Annotated in this window: 18 protein-coding genes and 1 riboswitch; of the genes, 11 read left to right on the forward strand and 7 right to left on the reverse strand. The window is 46.1% G+C overall.

Features of this window, described 5'->3' with window-relative positions; all coding sequences use genetic code 11:
• Positions 1–2: 2 nt before the first annotated feature.
• The 5 genes from ACQ5BJ_RS16260 to ACQ5BJ_RS16280 all read right to left on the reverse strand — a co-directional run bounded on the left by ACQ5BJ_RS16260 (position 3) and on the right by ACQ5BJ_RS16280 (position 5174).
• Positions 3–1235, reverse strand: a complete 1233-nt coding sequence (locus ACQ5BJ_RS16260) for a methyltransferase domain-containing protein (RefSeq protein WP_372515339.1) — start codon at positions 1233–1235, stop codon at positions 3–5.
• Entirely contained in the window at positions 1232–2317 is a 1086-nt protein-coding gene (gene rfbG / locus ACQ5BJ_RS16265) for a CDP-glucose 4,6-dehydratase (RefSeq protein WP_430111600.1), read from the reverse strand. The genes ACQ5BJ_RS16260 and rfbG overlap by 4 nt, the downstream gene beginning before the upstream one ends.
• A 2-nt stretch (positions 2318–2319) precedes the next feature.
• On the reverse strand, positions 2320–3087 hold the full coding sequence (gene rfbF / locus ACQ5BJ_RS16270; RefSeq protein WP_005543691.1) for a glucose-1-phosphate cytidylyltransferase: 768 nt from the start codon (positions 3085–3087) through the stop codon (positions 2320–2322).
• On the reverse strand, positions 3084–3851 hold the full coding sequence (locus ACQ5BJ_RS16275) for a glycosyltransferase family 2 protein (RefSeq protein ID WP_005543692.1): 768 nt from the start codon (positions 3849–3851) through the stop codon (positions 3084–3086). Before ACQ5BJ_RS16275 ends, rfbF begins: the two co-directional genes overlap by 4 nt.
• Positions 3852–4052: 201 nt before the next feature.
• On the reverse strand, positions 4053–5174 hold the full coding sequence (locus tag ACQ5BJ_RS16280; RefSeq protein WP_430111525.1) for an SGNH/GDSL hydrolase family protein: 1122 nt from the start codon (positions 5172–5174) through the stop codon (positions 4053–4055).
• Between the two features lie 164 nt (positions 5175–5338).
• On the opposite strand from ACQ5BJ_RS16280, the gene ACQ5BJ_RS16285 reads away from it, so the two are divergent.
• From ACQ5BJ_RS16285 to ACQ5BJ_RS16295, 3 genes are all read left to right on the forward strand, one after another.
• Entirely contained in the window at positions 5339–5632 is a 294-nt protein-coding gene (locus tag ACQ5BJ_RS16285) for an alpha/beta-type small acid-soluble spore protein (protein WP_005543696.1), read from the forward strand.
• 65 nt (positions 5633–5697) lie between these two features.
• Positions 5698–6618, forward strand: coding sequence for an NAD(P)/FAD-dependent oxidoreductase (locus ACQ5BJ_RS16290; RefSeq protein ID WP_268599372.1), 921 nt, complete (start codon positions 5698–5700; stop codon positions 6616–6618).
• A gap of 81 nt (positions 6619–6699) precedes the next feature.
• The gene (locus ACQ5BJ_RS16295; protein ID WP_268599373.1) at positions 6700–7353 is read left to right on the forward strand and encodes a class D sortase; all 654 of its coding nucleotides are present in this window, start codon (positions 6700–6702) and stop codon (positions 7351–7353) included.
• 68 nt (positions 7354–7421) lie between these two features.
• On the opposite strand, the gene ACQ5BJ_RS16300 is transcribed toward ACQ5BJ_RS16295, so the two are convergent.
• Positions 7422–8483, reverse strand: coding sequence for a CAP domain-containing protein (locus tag ACQ5BJ_RS16300; protein WP_005543700.1), 1062 nt, complete (start codon positions 8481–8483; stop codon positions 7422–7424).
• A 126-nt stretch (positions 8484–8609) separates the two neighbouring features.
• A riboswitch (cyclic di-GMP riboswitch) is annotated at positions 8610–8700 on the reverse strand.
• 326 nt (positions 8701–9026) lie between these two features.
• Here ACQ5BJ_RS16300 and ACQ5BJ_RS16305 point away from each other — a divergent pair.
• Complete coding sequence (locus tag ACQ5BJ_RS16305; RefSeq protein ID WP_430111528.1) at positions 9027–9233, forward strand: hypothetical protein; 207 nt, start codon at positions 9027–9029, stop codon at positions 9231–9233.
• Positions 9234–9442: 209 nt separating this feature from the next.
• Here the strand turns inward: ACQ5BJ_RS16305 and ACQ5BJ_RS16310 are convergent, their stop codons facing one another.
• Entirely contained in the window at positions 9443–10720 is a 1278-nt protein-coding gene (locus ACQ5BJ_RS16310; protein WP_163980001.1) for a stalk domain-containing protein, read from the reverse strand.
• Between the two features lie 210 nt (positions 10721–10930).
• Here ACQ5BJ_RS16310 and ACQ5BJ_RS16315 point away from each other — a divergent pair, with 210 nt between their 5' ends.
• From ACQ5BJ_RS16315 to ACQ5BJ_RS16345, 7 genes are all read left to right on the forward strand, one after another.
• Positions 10931–12463, forward strand: coding sequence for an aldehyde dehydrogenase family protein (locus ACQ5BJ_RS16315; protein ID WP_372515316.1), 1533 nt, complete (start codon positions 10931–10933; stop codon positions 12461–12463).
• Positions 12464–12696: 233 nt separating this feature from the next.
• A complete protein-coding gene (locus ACQ5BJ_RS16320; protein ID WP_005543703.1) occupies positions 12697–12993 on the forward strand; it encodes a hypothetical protein in 297 nt (98 codons plus the stop codon).
• A 108-nt stretch (positions 12994–13101) separates the two neighbouring features.
• Positions 13102–14274, forward strand: a complete 1173-nt coding sequence (locus tag ACQ5BJ_RS16325; protein ID WP_430111601.1) for a response regulator — start codon at positions 13102–13104, stop codon at positions 14272–14274.
• Positions 14275–14578: 304 nt separating this feature from the next.
• Entirely contained in the window at positions 14579–19384 is a 4806-nt protein-coding gene (locus ACQ5BJ_RS16330; RefSeq protein ID WP_430111530.1) for a SpaA isopeptide-forming pilin-related protein, read from the forward strand.
• A 261-nt stretch (positions 19385–19645) separates the two neighbouring features.
• Entirely contained in the window at positions 19646–20029 is a 384-nt protein-coding gene (locus tag ACQ5BJ_RS16335) for a GntR family transcriptional regulator (protein ID WP_005543707.1), read from the forward strand.
• Positions 20026–20889: an ABC transporter ATP-binding protein gene (locus ACQ5BJ_RS16340; RefSeq protein WP_430111532.1), complete on the forward strand. Its 864-nt coding sequence runs from the start codon at positions 20026–20028 to the stop codon at positions 20887–20889. The genes ACQ5BJ_RS16335 and ACQ5BJ_RS16340 overlap by 4 nt, the downstream gene beginning before the upstream one ends.
• Entirely contained in the window at positions 20879–21526 is a 648-nt protein-coding gene (locus ACQ5BJ_RS16345) for an ABC-2 transporter permease (RefSeq protein WP_005543711.1), read from the forward strand. Before ACQ5BJ_RS16340 ends, ACQ5BJ_RS16345 begins: the two co-directional genes overlap by 11 nt.
• Positions 21527–21634: the final 108 nt, after the last annotated feature.

Consider the following 21634-nt stretch of genomic DNA (forward strand, 5'->3'; position numbering starts at 1 on the left):
TCCTACACCACTTCGATTTCTGGAACTGGAACGACGAATTTGCCGCCCCACTCTCGGATGTAGTCGCATTGCTCCATGATCTCCTCCTTCAGATTCCAAGGCAGGATAAGCACATAGTCTGGACGGGCACGTTTCAGTTCCTCAGGAGCCCGGATAGGAATTCGCGAACCTGGCAAATACATGCCTTGCTTATACGGATTCTGATCTACAGTAAAGGGGAGCAAATCCGGATTCACCCTACAATAATTAAGCAGCGTATTGCCCTTCGCTGGTGCACCGTAGCCCACTATTAACTTGCCTTGATTATGGACGTCCGTCATAAACCGGACAATATCCTCCTTCATTTTCTCTACCTGCTGAGCAAACGAGATATATGTCCGCCAATCATGCAAGCCAAATAGCCGTTCCCGTTCCTGAATCTCCTGCACGGCGGATGCAGCCGAGCGGTTGGCTTCATCATGCATGACATACAAGCGCAGTGAACCTCCATGTGTGGTTAATTGTTCTACATCAACAACTGTAAGCCCATGTATTGAGAGCAGATGCTGGACGGAGAACAAAGAGAAATAAGAGAAATGTTCATGATATATCGTATCGAACTGCTTATATCGAATGAGATTGAGTACATGCGGAAACTCAATCGTAATGGTGCCTTCCGGATGGAGCAGCCGCTTTAAGCCAGCGACAAAATCATGTACGTCCGGGACATGGGCCAGTACATTGTTCGCTACGATTAGATCCCCGTATATTCCTTCCCTCATAACGAGATCTTCCGCGAGCCGTTGCCCGAAAAACTCTGTCTTCGTCGCAATTCCCTTATCCCTCGCGAGCTGAGCGACATTGCTTGCTGGTTCTACTCCAAGTGTTCGAATGCCTCGCTGATGGAAATATTGCAGCAAATAACCGTCATTACTCGCAATCTCAATGACCTGTGATTCGGCATTCAACTGAAATCGTTGAATTGCCATGTCCGTATATTGCTCAGCATGCCTCAACCAGCTAGTGGAATAGGAGCTTAAATATAAATAATGCTTGAAAATACTCGCCGGGCTCGTGATTTGATCAAGCTGTACGAGACAGCAAGTGTCGCATACATACGTATGAAGCGGATAAAAGGGTTCCGTGCGCTCCAGTTCATGTGGTGCCAGGAAGGCATTCGCGAGCGGAGATTCCCCTAAATCAACAAATGTGTGCGCAAGCAGGGTACCGCATATCCGACAATGTGAGTTCATTATCCTTTGCTGCCTCCCTCTCCGTGAATGTAAGCAGCAATCTGCCGCTCTGATGCCGCTCTCGCGTTTACTCCTGAACGATACTGTTGATGCCAGGACAATGTCCATGACACAGCCTCTCTTATAGACAGCTTCGGACGCCAGTTCAGCAGTTGTGCCGCCTTGCTGCTATCCAGAGATAGTCTAGGTGCTTCGGATGGCGACACAATCTGTTCCTGCACCACCTTCATATCCACCTGCCATAGATCTGCTGCCATCCGAATGATATCCTGAACTGTTGTGTCTGACTGTTCAAGCGGACCAAAGTTCCAAGCATCTGCATATTGCGGACTGTCCCACAGCTTCTCCGCAAGCAGCAGGTAACCATGCAAGGGCTCCAAAACATGCTGCCATGGACGAATCGCCCCAGGATTCCGAACAACAATCGATTCTGATGCCGTAAAAGCCCTTATTATATCAGGCATTAAGCGCGATTCGGACCAATCTCCGCCGCCAATGACGTTGCCTGCTCGAACCGAAGCCATGTTGGGCCCTTTCCCTTCCTCGGCATGAAAATAAGACTGTCGATAACATTCTGCAACGATTTCAGCACAAGCCTTGCTTGCGCTATAGGGGTCATGTCCGCCAAGCGGATCTCCCTCGCAAAATGGAAGCGCCTCTTTCCCCGTATTGCGATAGCACTTGTCGCTCGTTACATTGATAACAACGTGAACGCTTGATGTATGGCGAACCGCCTCCATCAGATGTGCCGTTCCCATTACATTGATATGAAAGGTGCTTACGGGATGTACATAGGATGCTTGTACGAGCGGCTGCGCAGCCAAATGGAATACAATCTCCGGCTCATATGCCAACATCATCTTCAACAGCGCTGAATAGTCATTTACATCTCCGATAACGTATTCCCTGCACATAGCTTGAATATCCGCAGCAGTGAACAGGTTCGGCTTCGTAATCGGGGGCAAGGCGTATCCGAGAACTTCGGCGCCCATTAAGGACAGCCACATCGTCAACCAAGAGCCCTTGAAGCCCGTATGTCCAGTAATGAGCACCTTCTTCCCTTGCCAAAAAGCTTCATTGACCATGCTTACCACACCTTCCACGGCGCTTGGCCCCGTTCCCATAATTCCACCAATCTTTTCTTATCGCGCATCGTATCCATCGGATGCCAGAAGCCATGATGCTCGTAAGCCATGAGCTGCCGCTGGCGTGCAAGCTCAGTTAGGACGTTCGTCTCCCACACGGAAGCATCATCGACAATGTATGGGAACACCTCCGGCTCCAATACAAAGAAACCACCATTTATCCAGCCGCCATCTCCTGCAGGCTTCTCTGTAAAGTCAATAACCTCTTGTTGAGCCAAGGCAAGTGAACCGAATCTTCCAGGCGGTTGAACCGCCGTGACTGTTGCATATTTGCCATGTGATTGGTGATATGCAATCAATTCCGCAATGTTCACATTGCTAACCCCATCCCCATAGGTGAGACAAAAGGTAGAGTCCCCAACATACTCCTGAACTCGCTTAATCCGTCCCCCCGTATCTGTCCCTTCGCCAGTGTCGATTAATGTGACCTTCCATGGGACAGCATTTTCCCCATGATAATGAACAGTGTGGCTCTCCATATCCAAGGTGAAATCCGTATGCCGCATGAAATACTGGAAGAAATACTCTTTAATAACATAGCCTTTGTACCCCAAACAGATGACGAAATCACGAATTCCATAATGGCTGTACAGCTTCATAATGTGCCACAGTATCGGCTGTAAACCGATTTCGATCATCGGCTTCGGCTTCACCTGCGTTTCTTCTCCAATTCTCGTACCATAACCGCCAGCAAGAATAACCGCCTTCATTGACTCTCACCCCACAATCGCTGATAAGCAGGGTTATTTCGCAAGTCTGACGTCAGCTTGATAAAATAGGCATACATTTGCTCCAACTCCTCGCGATTCACATGGTGTTGATGCCCCATTCCCCGACTTATACTGTTGGCCGACAAGGTTGATCCAATTTGCAGTTTCCGCAGCCGCATTTTCTCCGTCCATGGACTAAAGATGAACTTCATTACAAAGGCAGGAAAGGGATTATCTACGAACGGATAATCGACATACGGATGTGATGACCAATGTCTTCCTGGTGCATAGTTTCCATGGGGGTAGCGATGAATATATCGCCCTAGATCTGGTAATATATATCCATGGTGACGCTGTCTGACGAGTGGTTGTTCTGGATCGGGCTCTCCATATGAATAGGCAGGATCATCGATTAAATAGATGTGGCGTACATAATAAATTGAACTGCCAAGCATATCTAATGATGCGAAAAAATGCTCCTTATTAGAAACACACAGAAACTCCGTTGTATTGAGCGTCATTTTCCAACCCATACATTGCTGCTCTATTTCCATTACTTCTTGATCCACCAGTATTGCATCAAACTCAGGTACACGTGAATTTCGAATCTCCCAATGGGGAACCAACTGTTTGCAAATATCAACGGATCGATCTGTTGAGCCACGATTAATCAAAATACCATGATCAAATAGTGGAGCATGATGTTTTAACCACCATGGCAGCAAATATTCCTCATTGTAGAAGTGAGAAATTAGGATTCTCATGTCAACCCCCCTCTTTTTCTATTACTATATGAATCTTGAATGATAGAAGTCTCCCATAATCGTTCCTCCGTTCAAACCTATTTTTCTTTCAGCAATGTCGTTCTCCACATTTCAAACGGCGCTAATCGTCAAATAGAGGACGCCTGCTGAGGGCCTCCTCTAAATCATTTCTATGCAACTCTTTTCCTTGCTTGTGTAATGTTACGAATTCTTCGCCAGTATTTCTCTCAGCACAAGCTCCAATCCGTTTGCTATCTGTATAAACCCTAGATCAGTAGGATGAGTACCGTCAACATAGCATTCATGGGCATGCAATGGCAGCAGCTTTTCTCCGTCATAGAAATGGATATTGCCATCCCCTGCTTGATGCAAGGATTCCACTAATGTCATCTGCATATGCTTGCGCGCTTGATGCAGCTTGACATCCTCAGGATCGAAGCTTGTGTATGAAAACGGAAGTCTCGAAAGGACCAGAATCGGGACAATTGGATGCTTGTCTCGATAGATTTGAATAAATTGCGGGAGTGTCTTGGCATATAGCTCAGGAGAAACACTGTTTGCTTCATAGTCCAGCACAAGACAGGCTGGATCAGAAATGGAAGCAATGATATGAGCCAGGTCCGGCTCCCCCTTTCCGCTCCCCGAAAAGCCAAGATTAATAAACTCCCGATTCATTTTACGGCTTAGTATGTTCGTATAGCACATGCCGGGCCGGGTCGCACATGCTCCTTGTGTAATTGAGGTTCCGTATACAATAATCTTCCTCGCATCCTCATAGCTCGGTGGAGGCTCTACTAGAGCGCCCTTTTTCAAGCCTACTTGGATTTCCTTTACCCCCTGATATAACGGGAAGTTCAAGACAACGAGTCTCCTCTCTTGTGCGTCACGGAAAAATAAAACAGACTCATACTCGGATTCTCTTGGATTCCATCCTGTCGTACTTCGATAGTGCAGCTTGCCATCTACTTCGACATAGCAATCAAATCCACACTGTCCTGTCGCTGCCATATGATACATATCTCCTGTTCCGGACAATGTAACACGGAGAAAAAGCTTGGAAGAATTCGTCACGAATCGAATCTGTCCGCCTGCTGTATGATTTGCCAATATGTCCACTGCCTCTGGAATTGAATACTCCGGTGATACAGGGAGACGGCGATATCTCCCCTCTGCGGCAAACCAATGAAATCCTGAGATCATAAATGGCTCCTCGAGTGGAGAATACCACACCACATCAGACGTATCTGTCCTCTGCTGCTCAATTGGCATTTCTTCTTTTTTTACCGGCATAACATCCTGTACAACCTGATCGTCAACGTTCATTCCCAAACTCCTCTCAAATGGCTTGTTCACCCAATGAAACGCATGGTGATGGATGATTTATCCATCACCATGCTGCTTTCCTTTTCCTTTCCACATAAATTCTAGTTTAGAGGGAAACTTACGAAGAGCACTTATCTACAAGTTCTAAACAGGAGGTTATTTGTATGTCACGAAGAAGCCGCCGTAAGCTGCTGGTTACAGGTGCGGAACAAAGCGTCAATGCCTTCAAAGCCGAAGTCATGCGCCGTGAGGGATTTGCCGTCGATCCGAGTCGGCCGAATGATGTGAAATATGAGGTGGCCAAGGAACTAGGCGTCCCTTTGCAGGAAGGCTACAATGGGCAACTGTCTACTGAAGACGCGGGTCGAGTAGGAGGAAGAATTGGTGGATCGATGGTGAGAGAGATGATTCGCTTGGCACAGGAAAATTTGACGAAGCAGAATGGAAGCAATGAATAACTGCCAGAGCATAAAAGAAACCATCCATTCGCTTCAAAAGCTGAATTATAGAAAGGTGTCCCAACATGTGCTATGAAAGCATTATTATTGGTGGTGGCATTGCAGGTCTTCAAGCTGCCATTCAGTTAGGCAGATATCAGCATCGCGTACTGCTCATTGATAATGAGAACGGCAGGTCGACGATCTGCCGTTCCTACCATAACATTCTTGGATGGCCTGATGGAGTATCTGGCGAACAGCTTCGCCTTCTCGGGAAACAGCATGCTAAATCTCTCGGCATATCCTTCTTGAAGGATACCGTGATACAGCTTTCGCGCGATGACTCACAGGGTTTTCTTGTGAATACACTGGAGAATGGTCAATTTGCAGCATCAACACTGTTACTGGCAACCGGAATTATGGATAGACTCCCGCCCTTGCCTCATCTCATGCCTTGTCTTGGGCTTACCGTATATGTATGCCCAGATTGCGACGGCTATGAGGTAGCTGGCCGCCGCACTATCGTAATGGGTTCAGGCCCTACTGGGGCGAATATGGCGCTAACGCTATCATATTGGACTTCCGACCTCATTTATATTAATCATGAGCAGAAGCCCTTATCCATGGAACACATGGAGTTGTTAGCTGAGCATCATATAGAGCTAGTTAATGAAGGTATCGATTCTATTTTATGCGAGGAAGAAGGTATCTTCAGCGGCGTGAAGCTCACCGATGGCAGAACGATAAACGGTGAGCGCGGGTTCGTTGCTTTTGGCGGCAATGAAGTGCGTTCCTCGCTGGCTGAACAGATCGGCGTAGAGCGTCTCGAAAATAAGCATATCATCGTAGATCCCCGTACAAAAATGACCAATGTACCGAATGTATGGGCGGCCGGAGATATAGGCGTGCATTCCGAGCAGGTTACAATCGCATTGGGCGAGGGATCACAAGCTGCGATCTGGATACATAAAGCACTCATGCAAAAACGAGAAGGAAAGAACAAATAAATCTGTATTTCCTCATGGTCAGTCGTGGAAAATAAGTCTTCGCATACGGTACAATAGAGGCACGAATGCAACAGTAAGGGGGTGCCTCTTATTTCAAAGAAGAGATTAATACTATCACGGTTGATCGGCGCTGCAGCGCTATTGTTACTGCTGACCGGATTAGCTCTTATCCTGTTTCCCAAGTGGAACGAATACAATGAACAGCAAAGAGAGCTTCGCTTGCTTACCGAATGGGACAATCTCCCTCAGGATATCATTCCTGTGTCCTCAACATCAGAGAGCGATCCGGCCGCCGGGAAGAAGAAGCTCCAACCGAAAGTCATAGATGGTCTGCATGTGTACGGCACGATTTCTATAGCGAAAATTGATTTGCGCGAACCTATGGTGGAAGGGGCTACTCCGGCTTCTCTTAAGGTGGGAAGCGGAATTGTGGTGCCTGGAAGAATGCCGGGAGAGCTCGGCAACTTCGTATTGGCAAGTCACCGCAGCCTGACCTTCGGCAGGCATTTCAATAGACTGGATGAGTTAACAGCAGGGGATAAGATTCAGCTGGAAACAGCCGAACAAACGTATACCTACACCGTACAGTCGAAATCCGTCGTCGTACCGGAGGATCTGTCCGTTCTGGATCAGAATCCGGATGCACGGGAATTGACATTGATTACTTGCGAACCGATCGATACGGCTACCCATCGACTGATCGTCAAGGCTGTTATGGACAACACGCTGCAATAAGTTTGCAGAAAAAAGCGCCGCCTTCAGTATATGAATGCGGCGCTTTTCATGATTCATGATTCTATTAACTAGCTTTGCGGCGTAAAGAAGTTCTGCGTATAGTAAACTTTCGATGGGCCTCCGAAATATACCCCCACACCAATGCTAGAGAAGCCTCCCAAAATATTGGCGCGATGGCCCTTTGAATTCATCCAGTTCTCATGGACAAAAATCGCGCTAGTCTGCCCGGCTGCTATATTCTCTCCTGCTGACTTATACACGATTCCGTCTGCCTTTATCCGATCGAATGGAGACTTGCCATCTGGATTGTTATGATCGAAAAAGTTTCTCCGTCCCATGTCTCCACTATGCTTGCGCGCTGTTCCGGCAATTTTATCATTCCACTGCAGCGGCTTCTCACCATTGCGGACGCGAACCGCATTTGCAAGATCGAAAACCTGCTGTTCGAAGCTTGTCCGCAATTGCTCGCTAGGCGTACCAAAATAGCCTTTGAATGACAGCTCCACCTCTTCAGAGATAAATTGGACAGCCGTTACTGTACCGCGCTGATTCAAATCATAGAACACGGTTGCATACGCATTGCCAACCTTGTGCAGGCTGTATTTCCCACCGTTGTCCCTGTAATGATAGATCGTATTTCCTTTTTTAATACTGCTAAGCGACGTCCCAAAGGCTGCTGCAACTTCCTGCTTCGTCGCACCGAATCCAATGCCGCCATAGCTTCCCTTTGCATTTGTGTATAGGGCCACAACCTCATGATTGCGTACACCTACCTGTACATACTGCTTATAATCCTGATTGTAAATATACCACTGAAAGCCATATTCACTAAGGTCTTTGCGAGCAGGTTGGCCCAATCGCTCAATGAGTTGCTTCTCGCTCATGCCCATCGAAACGCCTTGGACATTGATTGCTGCTGTCTGAGGCGCATTCACTTTTTCCAAGGAAGGGGTCCCGCTTCCGCTCAGCTTATCTGCTGCATAGAGGGCAGGCTGAGAAATGAACATCCCGAACAGCATTGATGCGCTAACCAGCATCGTTATTCGGCGCTTTCCGCAAGCTAGCCATGGTTTATTTTGTTGTTGAATCGTTGCGTTGTTGTCTTTTGTTGCTGTACAACGTGTCCGCATCCTTACCATCTCCCATTCTTTGACGTTGTCCGCTCGAATGAGATGAACACCAGGGGCGCTTCTTCATACGTACAAAAAAGCGCCACCCTAATGGCGGCGCACTTAAATAGACGCTCATATTGCAATTAGGGCAACCCGGCTGTCATCGCATTGTGTAAATGCATTAGACCCGTGGCTTTGCGTCCCCTGCTTTCGCTAGGGTTTGCCATTATCCAAATGTAACAGTTATATGTCTATGGTAACATGCAACTAAATGGCTTGTACACATCTGATTCATAAAGATCCCTTGATTCGTCAAAAAAGTGACATTAGCCGTCTTTGTTCTAGATTCTGAACAAATATTGAAATTGCTGAAACACAGACTTTTAAACGAATCTTACACCAACTGCCGGCTTCTTTTTAATCTTCATTACTTAGGCTGAACTTTGTCATTCGTCAGTTTGACAGCTTGAATGCCGGTCATATTTCAAGCCCGCTAACAGGAACTATCGACATGGACAAGACTGTCATGGGACATTCCTTCGGGGCGCAACTGCCTTCAACGTGCTGAACATAAATGGTCGCGTAAGCGCAGCTGTTAATATGGATGGCTCCCTCTATGAGCTGGACATGAATCCACTTAGCAGCAAGCCCGCCATGTTCCTGAAGGCCGATAAACTCGCTGAAATGAAGGAACAGCAGCGTAAAGGAATCGGGGGACACCTTCTAAAGGGTGCCAACAATGAGTTCCCCGAAGTAACGTGTCATTAATCGTACGAAAGCAAACCGGGAGGGCAACTTTGCTTCCCGGTTTCGTGATGATACAGATGACACGGCTTTTATTTGCACCTGTATTGCTAACGTTGCCAACGCAAATAACCGGCCATAAGGCCGGCTATTTTGAATAAATCAGCTATCTTCAAGTAAATACATTTATATCATAAGCATAAATAATGGCTGTTTTTTCTCGTAACTAGAATTTAGGATTTTAACGGAATCACATTTTTGTCAATCTGCGCCTTGGATGCTTCCCCAATGAGCCCTAATCTCCACAATGCCGTTCCCTTCAACTGATAGCGTTTAGCTAGTCCAATCACGCTGCTAATCGTCTTCTCATTCTCACTCCAAGTGGAAATGCCTAATATCAGCTTCTCCTTCGGCACTTCCTTCAGAGCAAGCTTAATTGCCTCATTCACCTTGTCCAACGGCTCCGGAACTTTCCCTCTCGTATATTCATACGCCATAATAATGAGATCATCCGCCGCTGTCGAAAGTGTCTTGTAGTCGTATCCTTTATAAGCTCCATTCAACGGATGAAGCGCCAGAGACAGCTTGATGTTCGCTGCTTTGGCCTGTTTGGACAAGCCGATAACGAACTCATTATAGTCCCGCTTCGCTTTTTCGATATCGCCAGACAGACCCAAACCTTCGAAGTCGAGCACAATACCGGAAAATCCCTTGTCTGCGACAAGCTTCATAATGTCTTCAATCGCCTTGTCTCGCAGCGCCGCATCTTCAAGCATTTTCGTCAGCTCATTTTTCCTGTCAGTCGAAAATACCATCAAATACGGACTCGTTCCATCCTGCTTGGCCTTATCCAATATACTCTCAGGAGTGATATCCCCTGCAGCTTGAGGCCAGTTGTACTCGGAACCGCTTGTTGTAATCGTCCCATCGTCCTGAAGCCGTGCCCAGCCAAATGCAACCGAGTCAAATTGAGGAATGTACTGACGCTCGCCGAAGGATTTCAGCGCATAGAAAGCCAAGCTGTACATCTTCTTCGGCGGGGATTGAAGTGCAACAACCCGACTCTTCTGATCCCAAGATACTTGTGCACCGAACTGCTTGCTAAAGAAGCTAAGGGGAATATACGTGGTGCCTGCTCGTGAAAATGGCGCCGCTGCCAATTCTACCTCTTTTCCGCTGACCTTAGCTTTCTTCTGATTTAATTGAAGAACTACTACCTTTTTCCCCTCAGCAGTCGCTTGATTCGCTGTTACTGTCTTACTCTTGGCATTCCACAATACCTCAATATTAAGCGCCTCAGCAATGCCACGGAACGGAACCATCGTGCTTCCCTGTACAATGACGGGTTCAGCAGCAAACTCAAGCGGATAACCATCCAGCATAATTTTGGTTTTCGTCGAAGCCTGGCTATTTCCTGCCGCCGCTGCTGCAACCTCTGACTGCTGCGGGAACAGCAGTGTAGAAGCTACCAGCATAGACATCAACGAACTGATAAGTAATTTCTTTTTCATGAAGCTCCCTCTTTCCCTGCAAAATGACAAGATGGTGATCGAAAATGATTATCTCTATCACTCTCTCATCTCCCTTAATAATAACTCATTTTTTCATAGAAAGCCTGTTTTTCCTATATTTATGTACACGCCACAATCAGGTAAAATCTACCTCCTTGACGTACATACCAGCAATGGGCATGATTCGCACAGCACTAGAATACATATGTAATGTACAAGTTATTAACCAATGTACCAATTCCAAGTAGAAGGAGTGATTGCGTCTTGTCACAGATTCAGATCAGTCCTAAGGTAGAAGCATTCTTGCAAGGCACGAAAAAGCTGTTCATCAACGGGGAATGGGTGGAAGCCGCACAAAATAACGTATTCTCCTCTCTTAATCCTGCAACGGGAGAAGTTCTTGCTGTCGTGGCTGAAGCGCGGGAAGAGGATGTCGATAGAGCCGTTCGAGCGGCCCGCGACGCCTTCGATCATGGACAATGGTCGCGTCTAAGCGGAGCAGATCGCAGCCGCCTCATTTACAAGCTGGCAGACTTAATTGAAGCGAACAAGCAAGAACTCGCGCAGCTAGAAACGCTGGACAACGGCAAGCCGCTGCGTGAAACACTTGCTGCCGATCTCCCGCTTACGATTGAGCATTTCCGTTACTACGCGGGATGGGCGACTAAAATCGTTGGACAAACGATTCCAACCGCAGGCAACTTCCTCACCTATACAAGACATGAGCCTGTCGGCGTCGTCGGCCAAATCATCCCGTGGAATTTCCCGCTGCTGATGGCTGCTTGGAAGCTGGGCGCTGCTCTGGCTACCGGCTGCACCGTCGTTCTAAAGCCTGCTGAGCAAACGCCGCTGTCTGCTCTATACCTCGCGCAGCTGATTCAAGAAGCTGGATTCCCGCCAGGCGTCGTGAACGTCATTCCAGGCTTTGGGGAAACCGCCGGCGCACCGCTTGTCCAGCATAACCTCGTCGATAAGATCGCCTTCACAGGCTCAACCGTTGTAGGAAAATCCATAATGCGCGAATCTGCCAACACCTTAAAAAAGGTGACACTTGAGCTTGGAGGAAAATCGCCGAATATTATTTTGCCTGACGCTGATTTGTCGCGCGCCGTGCCGGGAGCACTTCGCGGCATTACCTTCAACCAGGGACAAGTATGCTCTGCCGGCTCGCGCCTCTTCGTGCAGAAAAAGCTCTATGACAACGTCGTTGCCGATCTCGCTTCCGAAGCGAAACGAATTCGTGTAGGTGCCGGCTTGGATCTCGAGACGGAAATGGGGCCGCTCGTATCCTCTGAGCAGCATGAGGTTGTCCGGCGCTATATCGAAGCAGGCAGGGCAGCCGGCGCCGAATTAGTGACGGGCGGATCAGTCCCTTACAATCAAGGTTACTTCGTCGAGCCTACCGTCTTTGCACAGGTCGATCCGAAAATGACGATTGCCCGCGAAGAAATTTTCGGTCCAGTTGTGGCCGCACTGCCTTATGATACACTGGATGACTTGATTGAACAGGCCAATCAATCAGACTATGGGCTGGCAGCCGGCGTATGGACACAGGATTTGAAGAGTGCCCATTACATCGCAAGCAAGCTCAGAGCAGGCACGGTATGGGTGAACTGTTACAACGTATTCGATGCAGCCGCTCCGTTCGGCGGCTACAAGCAGTCCGGCATCGGACGCGAAATGGGTTCCTACGCCCTAGACAATTACACCGAAGTAAAGACTGTATGGGTTAATCTCGACTAATTCGCCACTGCAAACATCGCCGGATATAACCCATATTCCATTTTCCAGCAGCATATCAAGAGATAGAGCCGGTTCTTGGGGAGCCGGCTCTTTTGTATCTTCGTTGATCAAGCAAGTTAGCCATCGTCTCGCTATTTCTTGATATCTCGATCCTTCGAATTCAGATTTTGTTCAGCCTCATATGTTCTAATAGAAGTATCGAGTAAGACTATGATTGCTGGAGGAATACGAACATGCTATTATCCATCATTCAACAAGAAGCACTTGAGCAAGCACGTAAGCATGGCGGACGGCTCATTCGCTGGAGTGGAGGATGTTGGACATTTCAAGGTGCCGCTATAATCGAAGGGGCTTCTGGCAGTAAAGCAATCCCCGAATGGCATTGTACCACTAATACGATCTTTGCATTAGTGCGGCGCGGATACATACTGATGGAAGATTGGAAAAGCTGCACACTTGTCGAATCTCTTCCCAGCTTGAAGTCTATTAATATGCGGGATATGCTGGAACATAAGCACCTGAACTTTTAAACCGCCGTTTTTTATTTGCGAAGTCTTCTTCATATTCTTACGTAGATATTCCGAGTATTCTTCCTTCTGCATGTTCAGTATAGAAATAGAATGGGGGCTATCTTGACAATGGGACTGCATGCCATAATTGTTGATGATGAGCGACTCGCTCTAAAGAAAATGGAAAAGCTGCTTACCGAACAAATCGGACGAAATAAAATCGAGCGAATCATCACCTGCTCCAACCCCTGTGATGCAATCGATATCGCTCAGCATGAGTCGCTTCACGTCGCATTCTTAGATATAGAAATGCCTGAGATTAATGGATTCGAACTAGCAGAACGTCTGCTGCAAATCCATCCCCAGCTTCATATTATATTTGTTACTGCCTATCAAGAGTATGCGGTCAAAGCATTTGAGCTCAATGCACTTGATTACTTATTAAAGCCCGTGCATCACAATCGGCTTGCCTTAACATTGCAGCGGCTCACGCTGTCCAATCCCCCTGCTGGGGAACGTACTGCTGCCAATGTGAATACTCCCAAACCAACACTATGCTGCCTGCAAAGCCTCCACTATGTGAATGCAGCAGGAACCGCACAGCGCTTCCCATGGAAAACACTGAAGGCTCAAGAACTGTTCGCATACCTGCTCTATTACCGAGAGAAGACCGTGAATAAGCAAATACTAATGGATTTGCTCTGGCCGAAGTATGATACGGAACGCGCCACGACGCAGCTGCATACCGCTATTTATCAGATCCGGAAAATGATCAAGTCCGCAGAGCTTGATTTAGAAGTGAAGTATAAGGACGATGGATATCGTCTGGCTTGGGGTGCGCTAAAGCTTGATGTAGAAGAATGGGAATGCTCTGTACGTGAGGCACCTCCCTTGGATGCGGATAACTTGCCCCGGCATCTTTGCATTATGAATGCATACGCTGGTGATTATTTAGAAGAGCACCGCTATGCATGGGCTGAGTATGAATGGGAACGTATCCGTACCATTTGGCTGAATCATACGGAAGCAATCGCTCAATATTACGTATCTCAAGGTCAGCACTCAGAGGCCATACTGATCTATCGCCAAATAATAGACAAATTCCCTCACATGGAGCATGGCTACTTCGCACTGATGAACATTTATGCGTCATTGCATCATGCGTCTGAAGTACGCAAGCAGTTCAATCTCCTGACTTGCAAGCTGGAAGAAGAGTATGATGCAGCTCCCAGCAAGGAAATTGTAGATTGGTATAAGCATTGGCTAAGGGGAGCGTTTACGTCTAACGAATCCGCCATCTAGCAAGCTTGATCGAGTATTTGATAGATTTCTTTATCGTCCCGATGATTTATCGGGACTTTTTATGTTTCTCCAGCTTATGCAATTAGGATTCATTTCCTTATCGATGCATAAACACCCACTTTTCCTCCTTTTTTGCTTTTCTCCATAAAAAAGTGAAATTAAATCTGTTTAACATCCCATTTTGCTGGGTAATTTCACATGTCAGAAAACACTTTCTGAAAGTTTCATGAAGTTTGACAAAACTGAATCATTTAGTAGAAAATAATTCAGTTGCTAAAAATTTAAAAAATAGGAGATTCTAAGCATGAACTACCTTAGAAAGACATTATACGGTCTTTTCATAGTCGCTATTATGTTGAATCTTGTTCTGCCTCCCACGCTTGTTCAAGCGTATGATGGGTTGCCGAATACATTCTTCAATACCGGAGATCGTAATGTCGCAAGCGTAACCGACCTCACCTATGGCAAGGATCCTAACAGTGGAAAAGATCCTAGCAGCGTGACGAAGGTCACCTACGGGGCAATTACGGACAATATCCTTGCTTCTGTATCCATAACAGATGCGAAGGGGAATAATATTTCGTCTATTCGTCCAAATCTAAATGAATACGTGAAGATAGACTATACTTGGAAGCTTCCAGCCGGTCACCATTACGGCGCTGGCTCAACCTTCACATTTCAGCTTCCAGACAAGTTCCAGTTGTCCGCTCCGATTACAAATCAACCTTTGAATAAAGGCGGAATCGAATACGGTACCTTTGATATTACACCGAATGGACAAGTAACGTTTACATTCAATGATGAAATTGAGGATGGCCAGGAGCTAGTCGGCGATTTCTTTGTATGGAGATATTTTGACGAGAAAAAGTTTGAAGGCGGAACCCAGCAAGAAATCATCTTTGATATTCAAGGGGACTCCAGCTTCGAAATCCCTATTCATTTCAACAAAAACCCAAACAGCAAAGAAATCACGAAGCGCGGAACGGCCAATCGCACAATCAATCCTACGGAAATTGAGTGGGTTGTGGACTTCAATACGAGCGAAGGCAATATGAACAACGCTGTCTTTACCGATATGCTGCCAGACGGCTTGGAAATCGATATGAGCTCTATTACGGTACATAAGCTTGACGTTCAATTGAATGGAACCGTTAAGGAAGCCGAGAAAGTTGCTTACCTACCAGTCCGCGAAGCCAATGGCTTCAAAATCGAGCTGGGCAATATACATAATGCCTATCGCGTGAAATACAACACCAAGATTACCAAGACAGAAGATAAGCGCTATACCAATGCTGTTCAGATCACTGGAGACAATCATAAGCCACTAACGATTTCTTCGAATGTGGATGTAAGATTCAGCAAGCCGCTAGAGAAACAATCTACTGGCTATGCGTCATCTACGCAAACGATCAATTGGAAAATTGAATATAATTACAACGAGCGTGAAATCGAACAAGCGAATGCTTGGATTGCCGATGTTTTTGACACGTCCGTTCAAGAATTAAACGAGGATTCATTCGTCGTAAACGAAATGTCTATTGACGATAACGGATACGCAACTGTTGTCAGAAAAGTAGGCAAAGATGAATATACAGTTGTAAAAACAACCGACGGATTTAAGCTTCAATTCAAAGATAAAGTAATGAAAGCTTATTCCATCGAGTATTCGACGAAATCCATTAACCGAGTTTATGAGAATGGAACAATTAAAAACAAAGTCACGATTCACGACAACACCTCCAAGGAGGCGTCAAAGGACATTTACCCTGTCATCTTCTTCAAGGGGCATGAACGTATTGACTATGCCAAGAAAACAATCGATTGGTATCTCAGCTTGAATCAAGACAACAAGGTGATGGAAAATATCACCATTGAAGATACATTCAAGACGAACGGCTTAACTATAAACCAGCAGAGCCTCGAGGATAGCTTAAAGGCTGCTGGATTTACCAAAGATAAAGATTATACGATAAATTATGTAGCAGATCCTACAAATACCCGCTATCATAGCGGATTTACGATTACATTTAAAACGAACATTACTTCGAGTCTAGTCATTCGGTATCAGACTGCATTCGATCCAGTTCTAAATAACGCTAGCTACACAAATGGCGCAAACCTGAATTGGAAAGAAAACAATAAAGATATGAAGCCTATCTATAAAGAAGATACCGTAACTCCGGATGGCTATACGAAGAACAATGGGAATAAAACAGGTAAATATGATGCCCGCTCAAAGGAAATTACGTGGACGATTGATATCAACTACAACCTTCATCACATCGGGCAAGCTGTGCTTCGCGACTTCTATACAGGCGAGCAGACATTTGTTGACGGCTCCTTGACTGTGCGCGAATTGATCTTGTCAGGCGGCGCGAATGGAGTTCAAGAAGGCAGCACCATAAACGATTATACAATCGAAAAGAAAACTGAAAATAATAAATCGGGCTTCGAATTAACGTTCAACAACCCAATCAACAAGGCTTACCGGATTACGTATAAGACAAGCCTTAAAAATCAATCTGTCGTCAAGACCTACAGCAACGGTGCTACGTTGGAGGATAAATCTACTTCCAAAAAAGTGTTCGACGGCAAGGCTTCCGTGACACCGAAATACGGCGATGAATATGTATCCAAAACGGGTGTCCAAGGTAAAGGGGAAAAGTCGGACATCGCGTTCTGGACCGTCAACATTAACCGCAGCCAATCGCATATCAAGGCCGGTTCTGTTCTAACGGATACGCTGTCAAGCAGCCAAAAGCTTGTGCCAGAGTCGATTAAGCTGTACAAAACGACCGTGTCACAGAATGGAACCTTGACTAAGGCTTCCACTCCAATGGATTTGGAACAAATCGCGGAATGGAAGACCGAGGGCAACAAACTTACTCTTACCTTCAAGACAGAGCTAGATAAAGCTTACGTATTAGAGTATCAATCCTTTATCGATGCCGATAATGGCGAGAATGTAAGCAATAAGGTATCCTTTGAAGGCCAATCCTCCGGAACGGTGAACGGCAACGGATCATCAAGCATCAAAGTTGAATTCGCGGGAGCCGGAGGCGGAGCAAGCACCTCCAGCCGCGGTAAGTTGAAAGTCCAAAAAGTCGATACTGCTACAGCAGCGCTGCTGGAAGGCGCGAAATTCGGGCTGTACGATAAATCGGGAACAATCCTGCTGCAAGAGGCTGAGACAGACAAGGACGGAATCGCGACATTTACCGATTTGCGATTTAGACAATACAAAGTTAAAGAGATGGCCCCTCCTCCAGGCTACTTGCTGCCGCAAAAACCGGAGCAGGTCATCACTCTGAGCAAGGATGGTCAGGTCGTCACAATTAAGAACACCAAAATCGTAAGGGATTATGAGCTCACGAAGGTAGATGCTGAAAATAGATCCAAGCTCCTTGAAGGCGCTGTGTTCAAGCTTCAGCGTTTTGATGGGGTCGGATATGCAGATGTTGTTGGATATACGAACCTTCCTACGAAAAAGAACGGTAAGCTAAAGCTTACGGATCTTCCGCCAGGTCAATATAAGCTGGTGGAGGTTCAAGCTCCTGCCGGCTATAAGCAGGAAGATAAGGAAATTCCATTTACAATTGATGAAAATCAAATCGTGCAAAAAACGGGTACCGTGACAAACAACCGAATTAAAGGCTCTGTTGAACTGACAAAGGCTGATGACAACAAACCTGCTTCTCCTCTTGCCGGAGCGGAGTTCGAGCTTCAAGATAGGAAAACGGGTAAAGTCGTACGCAACAAACTGATTACCGGCATAGACGGTAAGGTGAGCGCGGGCAATTTGGATATCGGAAGCTATCAATTTGTGGAGAAGGCAGCACCTAAAGGGTACAAGCTCAATGCGACTCCACTGAAATTTGATATTATAGATTCGACCAAGATCGAACTCACATTCAAAAATGAAAAGTTTCCAGGTTCCTTAAAGCTCTTGAAGATTGAAACCGGTAAGACTGATAAAAGACTTAAAGGGGCTCAATTCCGCCTGCTCGATGAGAACCAACAGCCGCTACTCGATAAGGACGGAAAACCTTTCTCGATTCAGACTACTGATAAGAATGGACTTATTCTCATTCCGAATCTGAAGGCAGGCACTTACTATATCGAAGAGATTAAGGCTCCGACTGGCTATCTCATTGATAAGAAATTGACGATGTTCACCATTACGAGTGAACAAGAAACATTTGTTACTGTCGAAAATTCACGCGAACCCCTTCCAGGTTCCTTGAAGCTCTTGAAGATTGAAACTGGCAAGGCTGATAAAGGACTCGAAGGCGCTCAATTCCGCCTGCTCGATGAGAACCAACAGCTGCTACTCGATAAGGACGGAAAGCCTTTCTCGATTCAGACTACTGATAAGAATGGACTTATTCTCATTCCGAATCTGAAGGCCGGCACTTACTATATCGAAGAGATTAAGGCTCCGGATGGCTATCTTATTGATAAGAAGTTGACGATGTTCACCATTGCGAGTGAACAAGAAGCACTTGTTACTATCGAGAATGCTCTAAAGCCAATCGAGCCGATCGATCAAGAACAACCAATTGATCCAAAGCCTCATGTCGATGAGGAGAAGCCGAAGGAACCGACAAGGAATGAAAATGAGAAACCTATAAAACCTGAGGAACCAAGTAAGCCAGAGAAGCCTGAAGATAACAGTATCCCAGGCCATATCATTGACGGCTCCGATAAAGAACCTGGCCAAGAAACGGGCAAGGAAACAGGCGACAAGCCTAATAAGGAAACGGACACAGGCAATCAACCTGACGATAAACCCGGCAATAATGAGGATTCCGGCAAAAAACCAGGAAACAATTCGGATAACGATTCGGGCAGTACCAAAGGTGATAATCCAAGCAGCAACAACGGCTCAAAAGACAAGTCAAAAGATAAAGAAACATCTGACAAAGTAAAAGATAAGAGCGTCAGCGATCAAATCAACACTCGCGAACCAAACCGGAAACAGGATAAACCCGGCAAGGTTCTCCCGAAAACAGGTGAAGACAGCCCGCTGCCAATGCAGCTTGCTGGTCTGGCGCTTGTGATGCTAGGCTCTGTATTATTCGCCATTCGTAAGAAATGGATGAAATCATAATAGCAAGTAATGAGACAAGAGGCCTGCTGAGTTTATCAGCAGGCCTCTTTATTTCCTCGACTAACATGGCCCTAACACACCTTAACAACCACTTTCTATTATTTCATAACTTCTTAACTGAATACGGCGCGGAGATGAATGATCTCATTCTACACAGAGAGGAGTTGATATTTACTCCATTTTCGAGTAAAGTAATAACTGTGCATACTGTGTATTCAATAAATACACAGTATGCACAGTTTCGAGCAAAGAGGGTATTTCATGAACATTATTATTAAGAACGTATCCGATGTTCCCTTATATCAACAGATCAAGGATCAAATTAAGGATGCGATCCTGCGCGGCGACCTGAAAGAAGGCGAACTGCTTCCCTCCATTCGCTCGCTTGCAAACGACTTGCATGTCAGCGTGTTGACGACAAAACGAGTATACGCCGAATTGGAGGGAGAAGGGTTTATCATGACGAGAGCCGGTAAGGGCTCGTATGTGGCGCCAGAGAGCCAAGAGCTGCTGGCAGAATCCAAACGGCATCTTGTGGAATCAAAGCTGGCTGAAGCATGGGAACTGGCCCGAACACTAGGCATTCCTAAGGAAGAACTAAACGCAATGATGGAACTGCTATTTGTAGAGGAGGAAGAGCAATGAGCCATTTGGAAGTTAAGAATCTAAATGTCCAATTTGAACACTTTCGTCTAAATAATATTAGCTTTGCCCTGCAAGAAGGCTGTATTACCGGCTTCATTGGCACAAATGGTTCTGGCAAAACGACAACCATTAAAGCAATTTTAGGACTCATTCAAAAGGACGGCGGCAACGTATCGTTTTTAGGCAAAGAAATGGACAAGCACGAGTGCGAGCTGAAAAATCGCATCGGCATCGTATTTGATGAAGGCTATTTTTATGATGAAATGACGCTGTCGGAAATGAAGAGCATCCTAGCTCCAGCCTACACCAACTGGGATGAGTCCGTGTTCCAACGTTATATCCAGCGCTTTAACCTGAAGCTTAATCAGAAAATATCTACCTTATCCAAAGGTATGCGCATGAAATACGCCATAGCGCTCGCGATGTCGCATCATGCAGATCTGCTCATTATGGATGAGCCTACAAGCGGCCTCGATCCACTCGTCCGAAGCGAACTGATGGAGCTTCTATTGGAATTCATGAACGAGGAAGGAAAGAGTGTATTTTTTTCCACACATATTACGTCTGACTTGGAGAAAATCGCTGACACACTCCTGATGATTGATCAAGGGGACATCCTATTTCACGCGGGCAAGGATGAGCTCCTGGATTCGCATGCACTTGTGAAGGGAGACAAAAAGCTGCTCAATGAACAGACGGAACCGCTCTTCTTATCCCTGCAAGTAACTGCATATGGATTTGAAGGGATAACCCGCAACATTCAAGAGGTTCGACAGCTCATGGGCAATGTGCATATGGAGAAGCCGTCCATCGAGGCAATTATGCTGGCTTATATAGGAGGACATCGACATGCTCATTAATCTTGTCAAAAAGGATCTCATTCTTGCGAAGAAGTATTTGCTGTTCATGCTGCTGTTCGCCGCTATCGGGCCGCTCTTCCTATCCTATCGGATGCAGCTGCATGACAGTGGAAGCATCAGCTTTTTAGTCACTGTACTCTTTATGGAATTTATCTTATTCAATTCGGTATCAGTTTCAGAGGAGAAATATAAAGGAGCTTCGCTTCTGTGCGCCACTCCTTATACGCGCAACGCTTTAGTGCAAGCAAAGTATCTGCTTATCTGCACCATATTTGTGATTGCTTTCGTTATTTATACGATTGCGTCTCTTGTCGTACCGCAGGTCTTGAGCCGTTTGAGCCTGTCGGGCATAGGAACCGCATTGTTATTCATCAGCTTGTACTTCGGCGTGTTTATTCCGATGCAATATAAGTACGGTTATGAGAGAACGAAGTTCGTGTCCATGATGGTGGTCTTTGTAACGCCATTTATCGTTCCCGTAGTGATGAAATGGTACCAATCCCGACCTGCTTCGCTTTCATTCACACTTCCTTTGCCGCAGGAAATTCAACAATGGATTCCATGCATCCTTGCATTTGTGATCGGTATTGTGTCGATGAAAATATCCATGCGTATTTATGCAGGGAAAAACTTATAAATAGCACCTGTACATTTCATAGAACGTCCAATTAAGAAGGGCTGCCTACAGATCAATGAAGATGACCCTCTGGCAGCCCAGTTATCAACTACTAGTCACTTGTATCTG

The organism is Paenibacillus sp. B1-35 (genome assembly GCF_050474385.1).
Classification (GTDB): domain Bacteria; phylum Bacillota; class Bacilli; order Paenibacillales; family Paenibacillaceae; genus Paenibacillus_B; species Paenibacillus_B alvei.

Excerpts from the sequence above, each read along its gene's own strand:
- ACQ5BJ_RS16300 (WP_005543700.1), bottom strand. The coding sequence starts at position 8,483 with ATGCGGACACGTTGTACAGCAACAAAAGACAACAACGCAACGATTCAA.
- ACQ5BJ_RS16320 (WP_005543703.1), top strand. The coding sequence starts at position 12,697 with ATGCTATTATCCATCATTCAACAAGAAGCACTTGAGCAAGCACGTAAG.
- ACQ5BJ_RS16315 (WP_372515316.1), top strand. The coding sequence starts at position 10,931 with ATGTACAAGTTATTAACCAATGTACCAATTCCAAGTAGAAGGAGTGAT.
- ACQ5BJ_RS16330 (WP_430111530.1), top strand. The coding sequence starts at position 14,579 with ATGAACTACCTTAGAAAGACATTATACGGTCTTTTCATAGTCGCTATT.
- ACQ5BJ_RS16290 (WP_268599372.1), top strand. The coding sequence starts at position 5,698 with ATGTGCTATGAAAGCATTATTATTGGTGGTGGCATTGCAGGTCTTCAA.
- ACQ5BJ_RS16280 (WP_430111525.1), bottom strand. The coding sequence starts at position 5,174 with ATGAACGTTGACGATCAGGTTGTACAGGATGTTATGCCGGTAAAAAAA.
- rfbF (WP_005543691.1), bottom strand. The coding sequence starts at position 3,087 with ATGAAGGCGGTTATTCTTGCTGGCGGTTATGGTACGAGAATTGGAGAA.
- ACQ5BJ_RS16345 (WP_005543711.1), top strand. The coding sequence starts at position 20,879 with ATGCTCATTAATCTTGTCAAAAAGGATCTCATTCTTGCGAAGAAGTAT.
- ACQ5BJ_RS16340 (WP_430111532.1), top strand. The coding sequence starts at position 20,026 with ATGAGCCATTTGGAAGTTAAGAATCTAAATGTCCAATTTGAACACTTT.
- rfbG (WP_430111600.1), bottom strand. The coding sequence starts at position 2,317 with ATGGTCAATGAAGCTTTTTGGCAAGGGAAGAAGGTGCTCATTACTGGA.
- ACQ5BJ_RS16335 (WP_005543707.1), top strand. The coding sequence starts at position 19,646 with ATGAACATTATTATTAAGAACGTATCCGATGTTCCCTTATATCAACAG.
- ACQ5BJ_RS16310 (WP_163980001.1), bottom strand. The coding sequence starts at position 10,720 with ATGAAAAAGAAATTACTTATCAGTTCGTTGATGTCTATGCTGGTAGCT.
- ACQ5BJ_RS16325 (WP_430111601.1), top strand. The coding sequence starts at position 13,102 with ATGGGACTGCATGCCATAATTGTTGATGATGAGCGACTCGCTCTAAAG.
- ACQ5BJ_RS16275 (WP_005543692.1), bottom strand. The coding sequence starts at position 3,851 with ATGAGAATCCTAATTTCTCACTTCTACAATGAGGAATATTTGCTGCCA.
- ACQ5BJ_RS16285 (WP_005543696.1), top strand. The coding sequence starts at position 5,339 with ATGTCACGAAGAAGCCGCCGTAAGCTGCTGGTTACAGGTGCGGAACAA.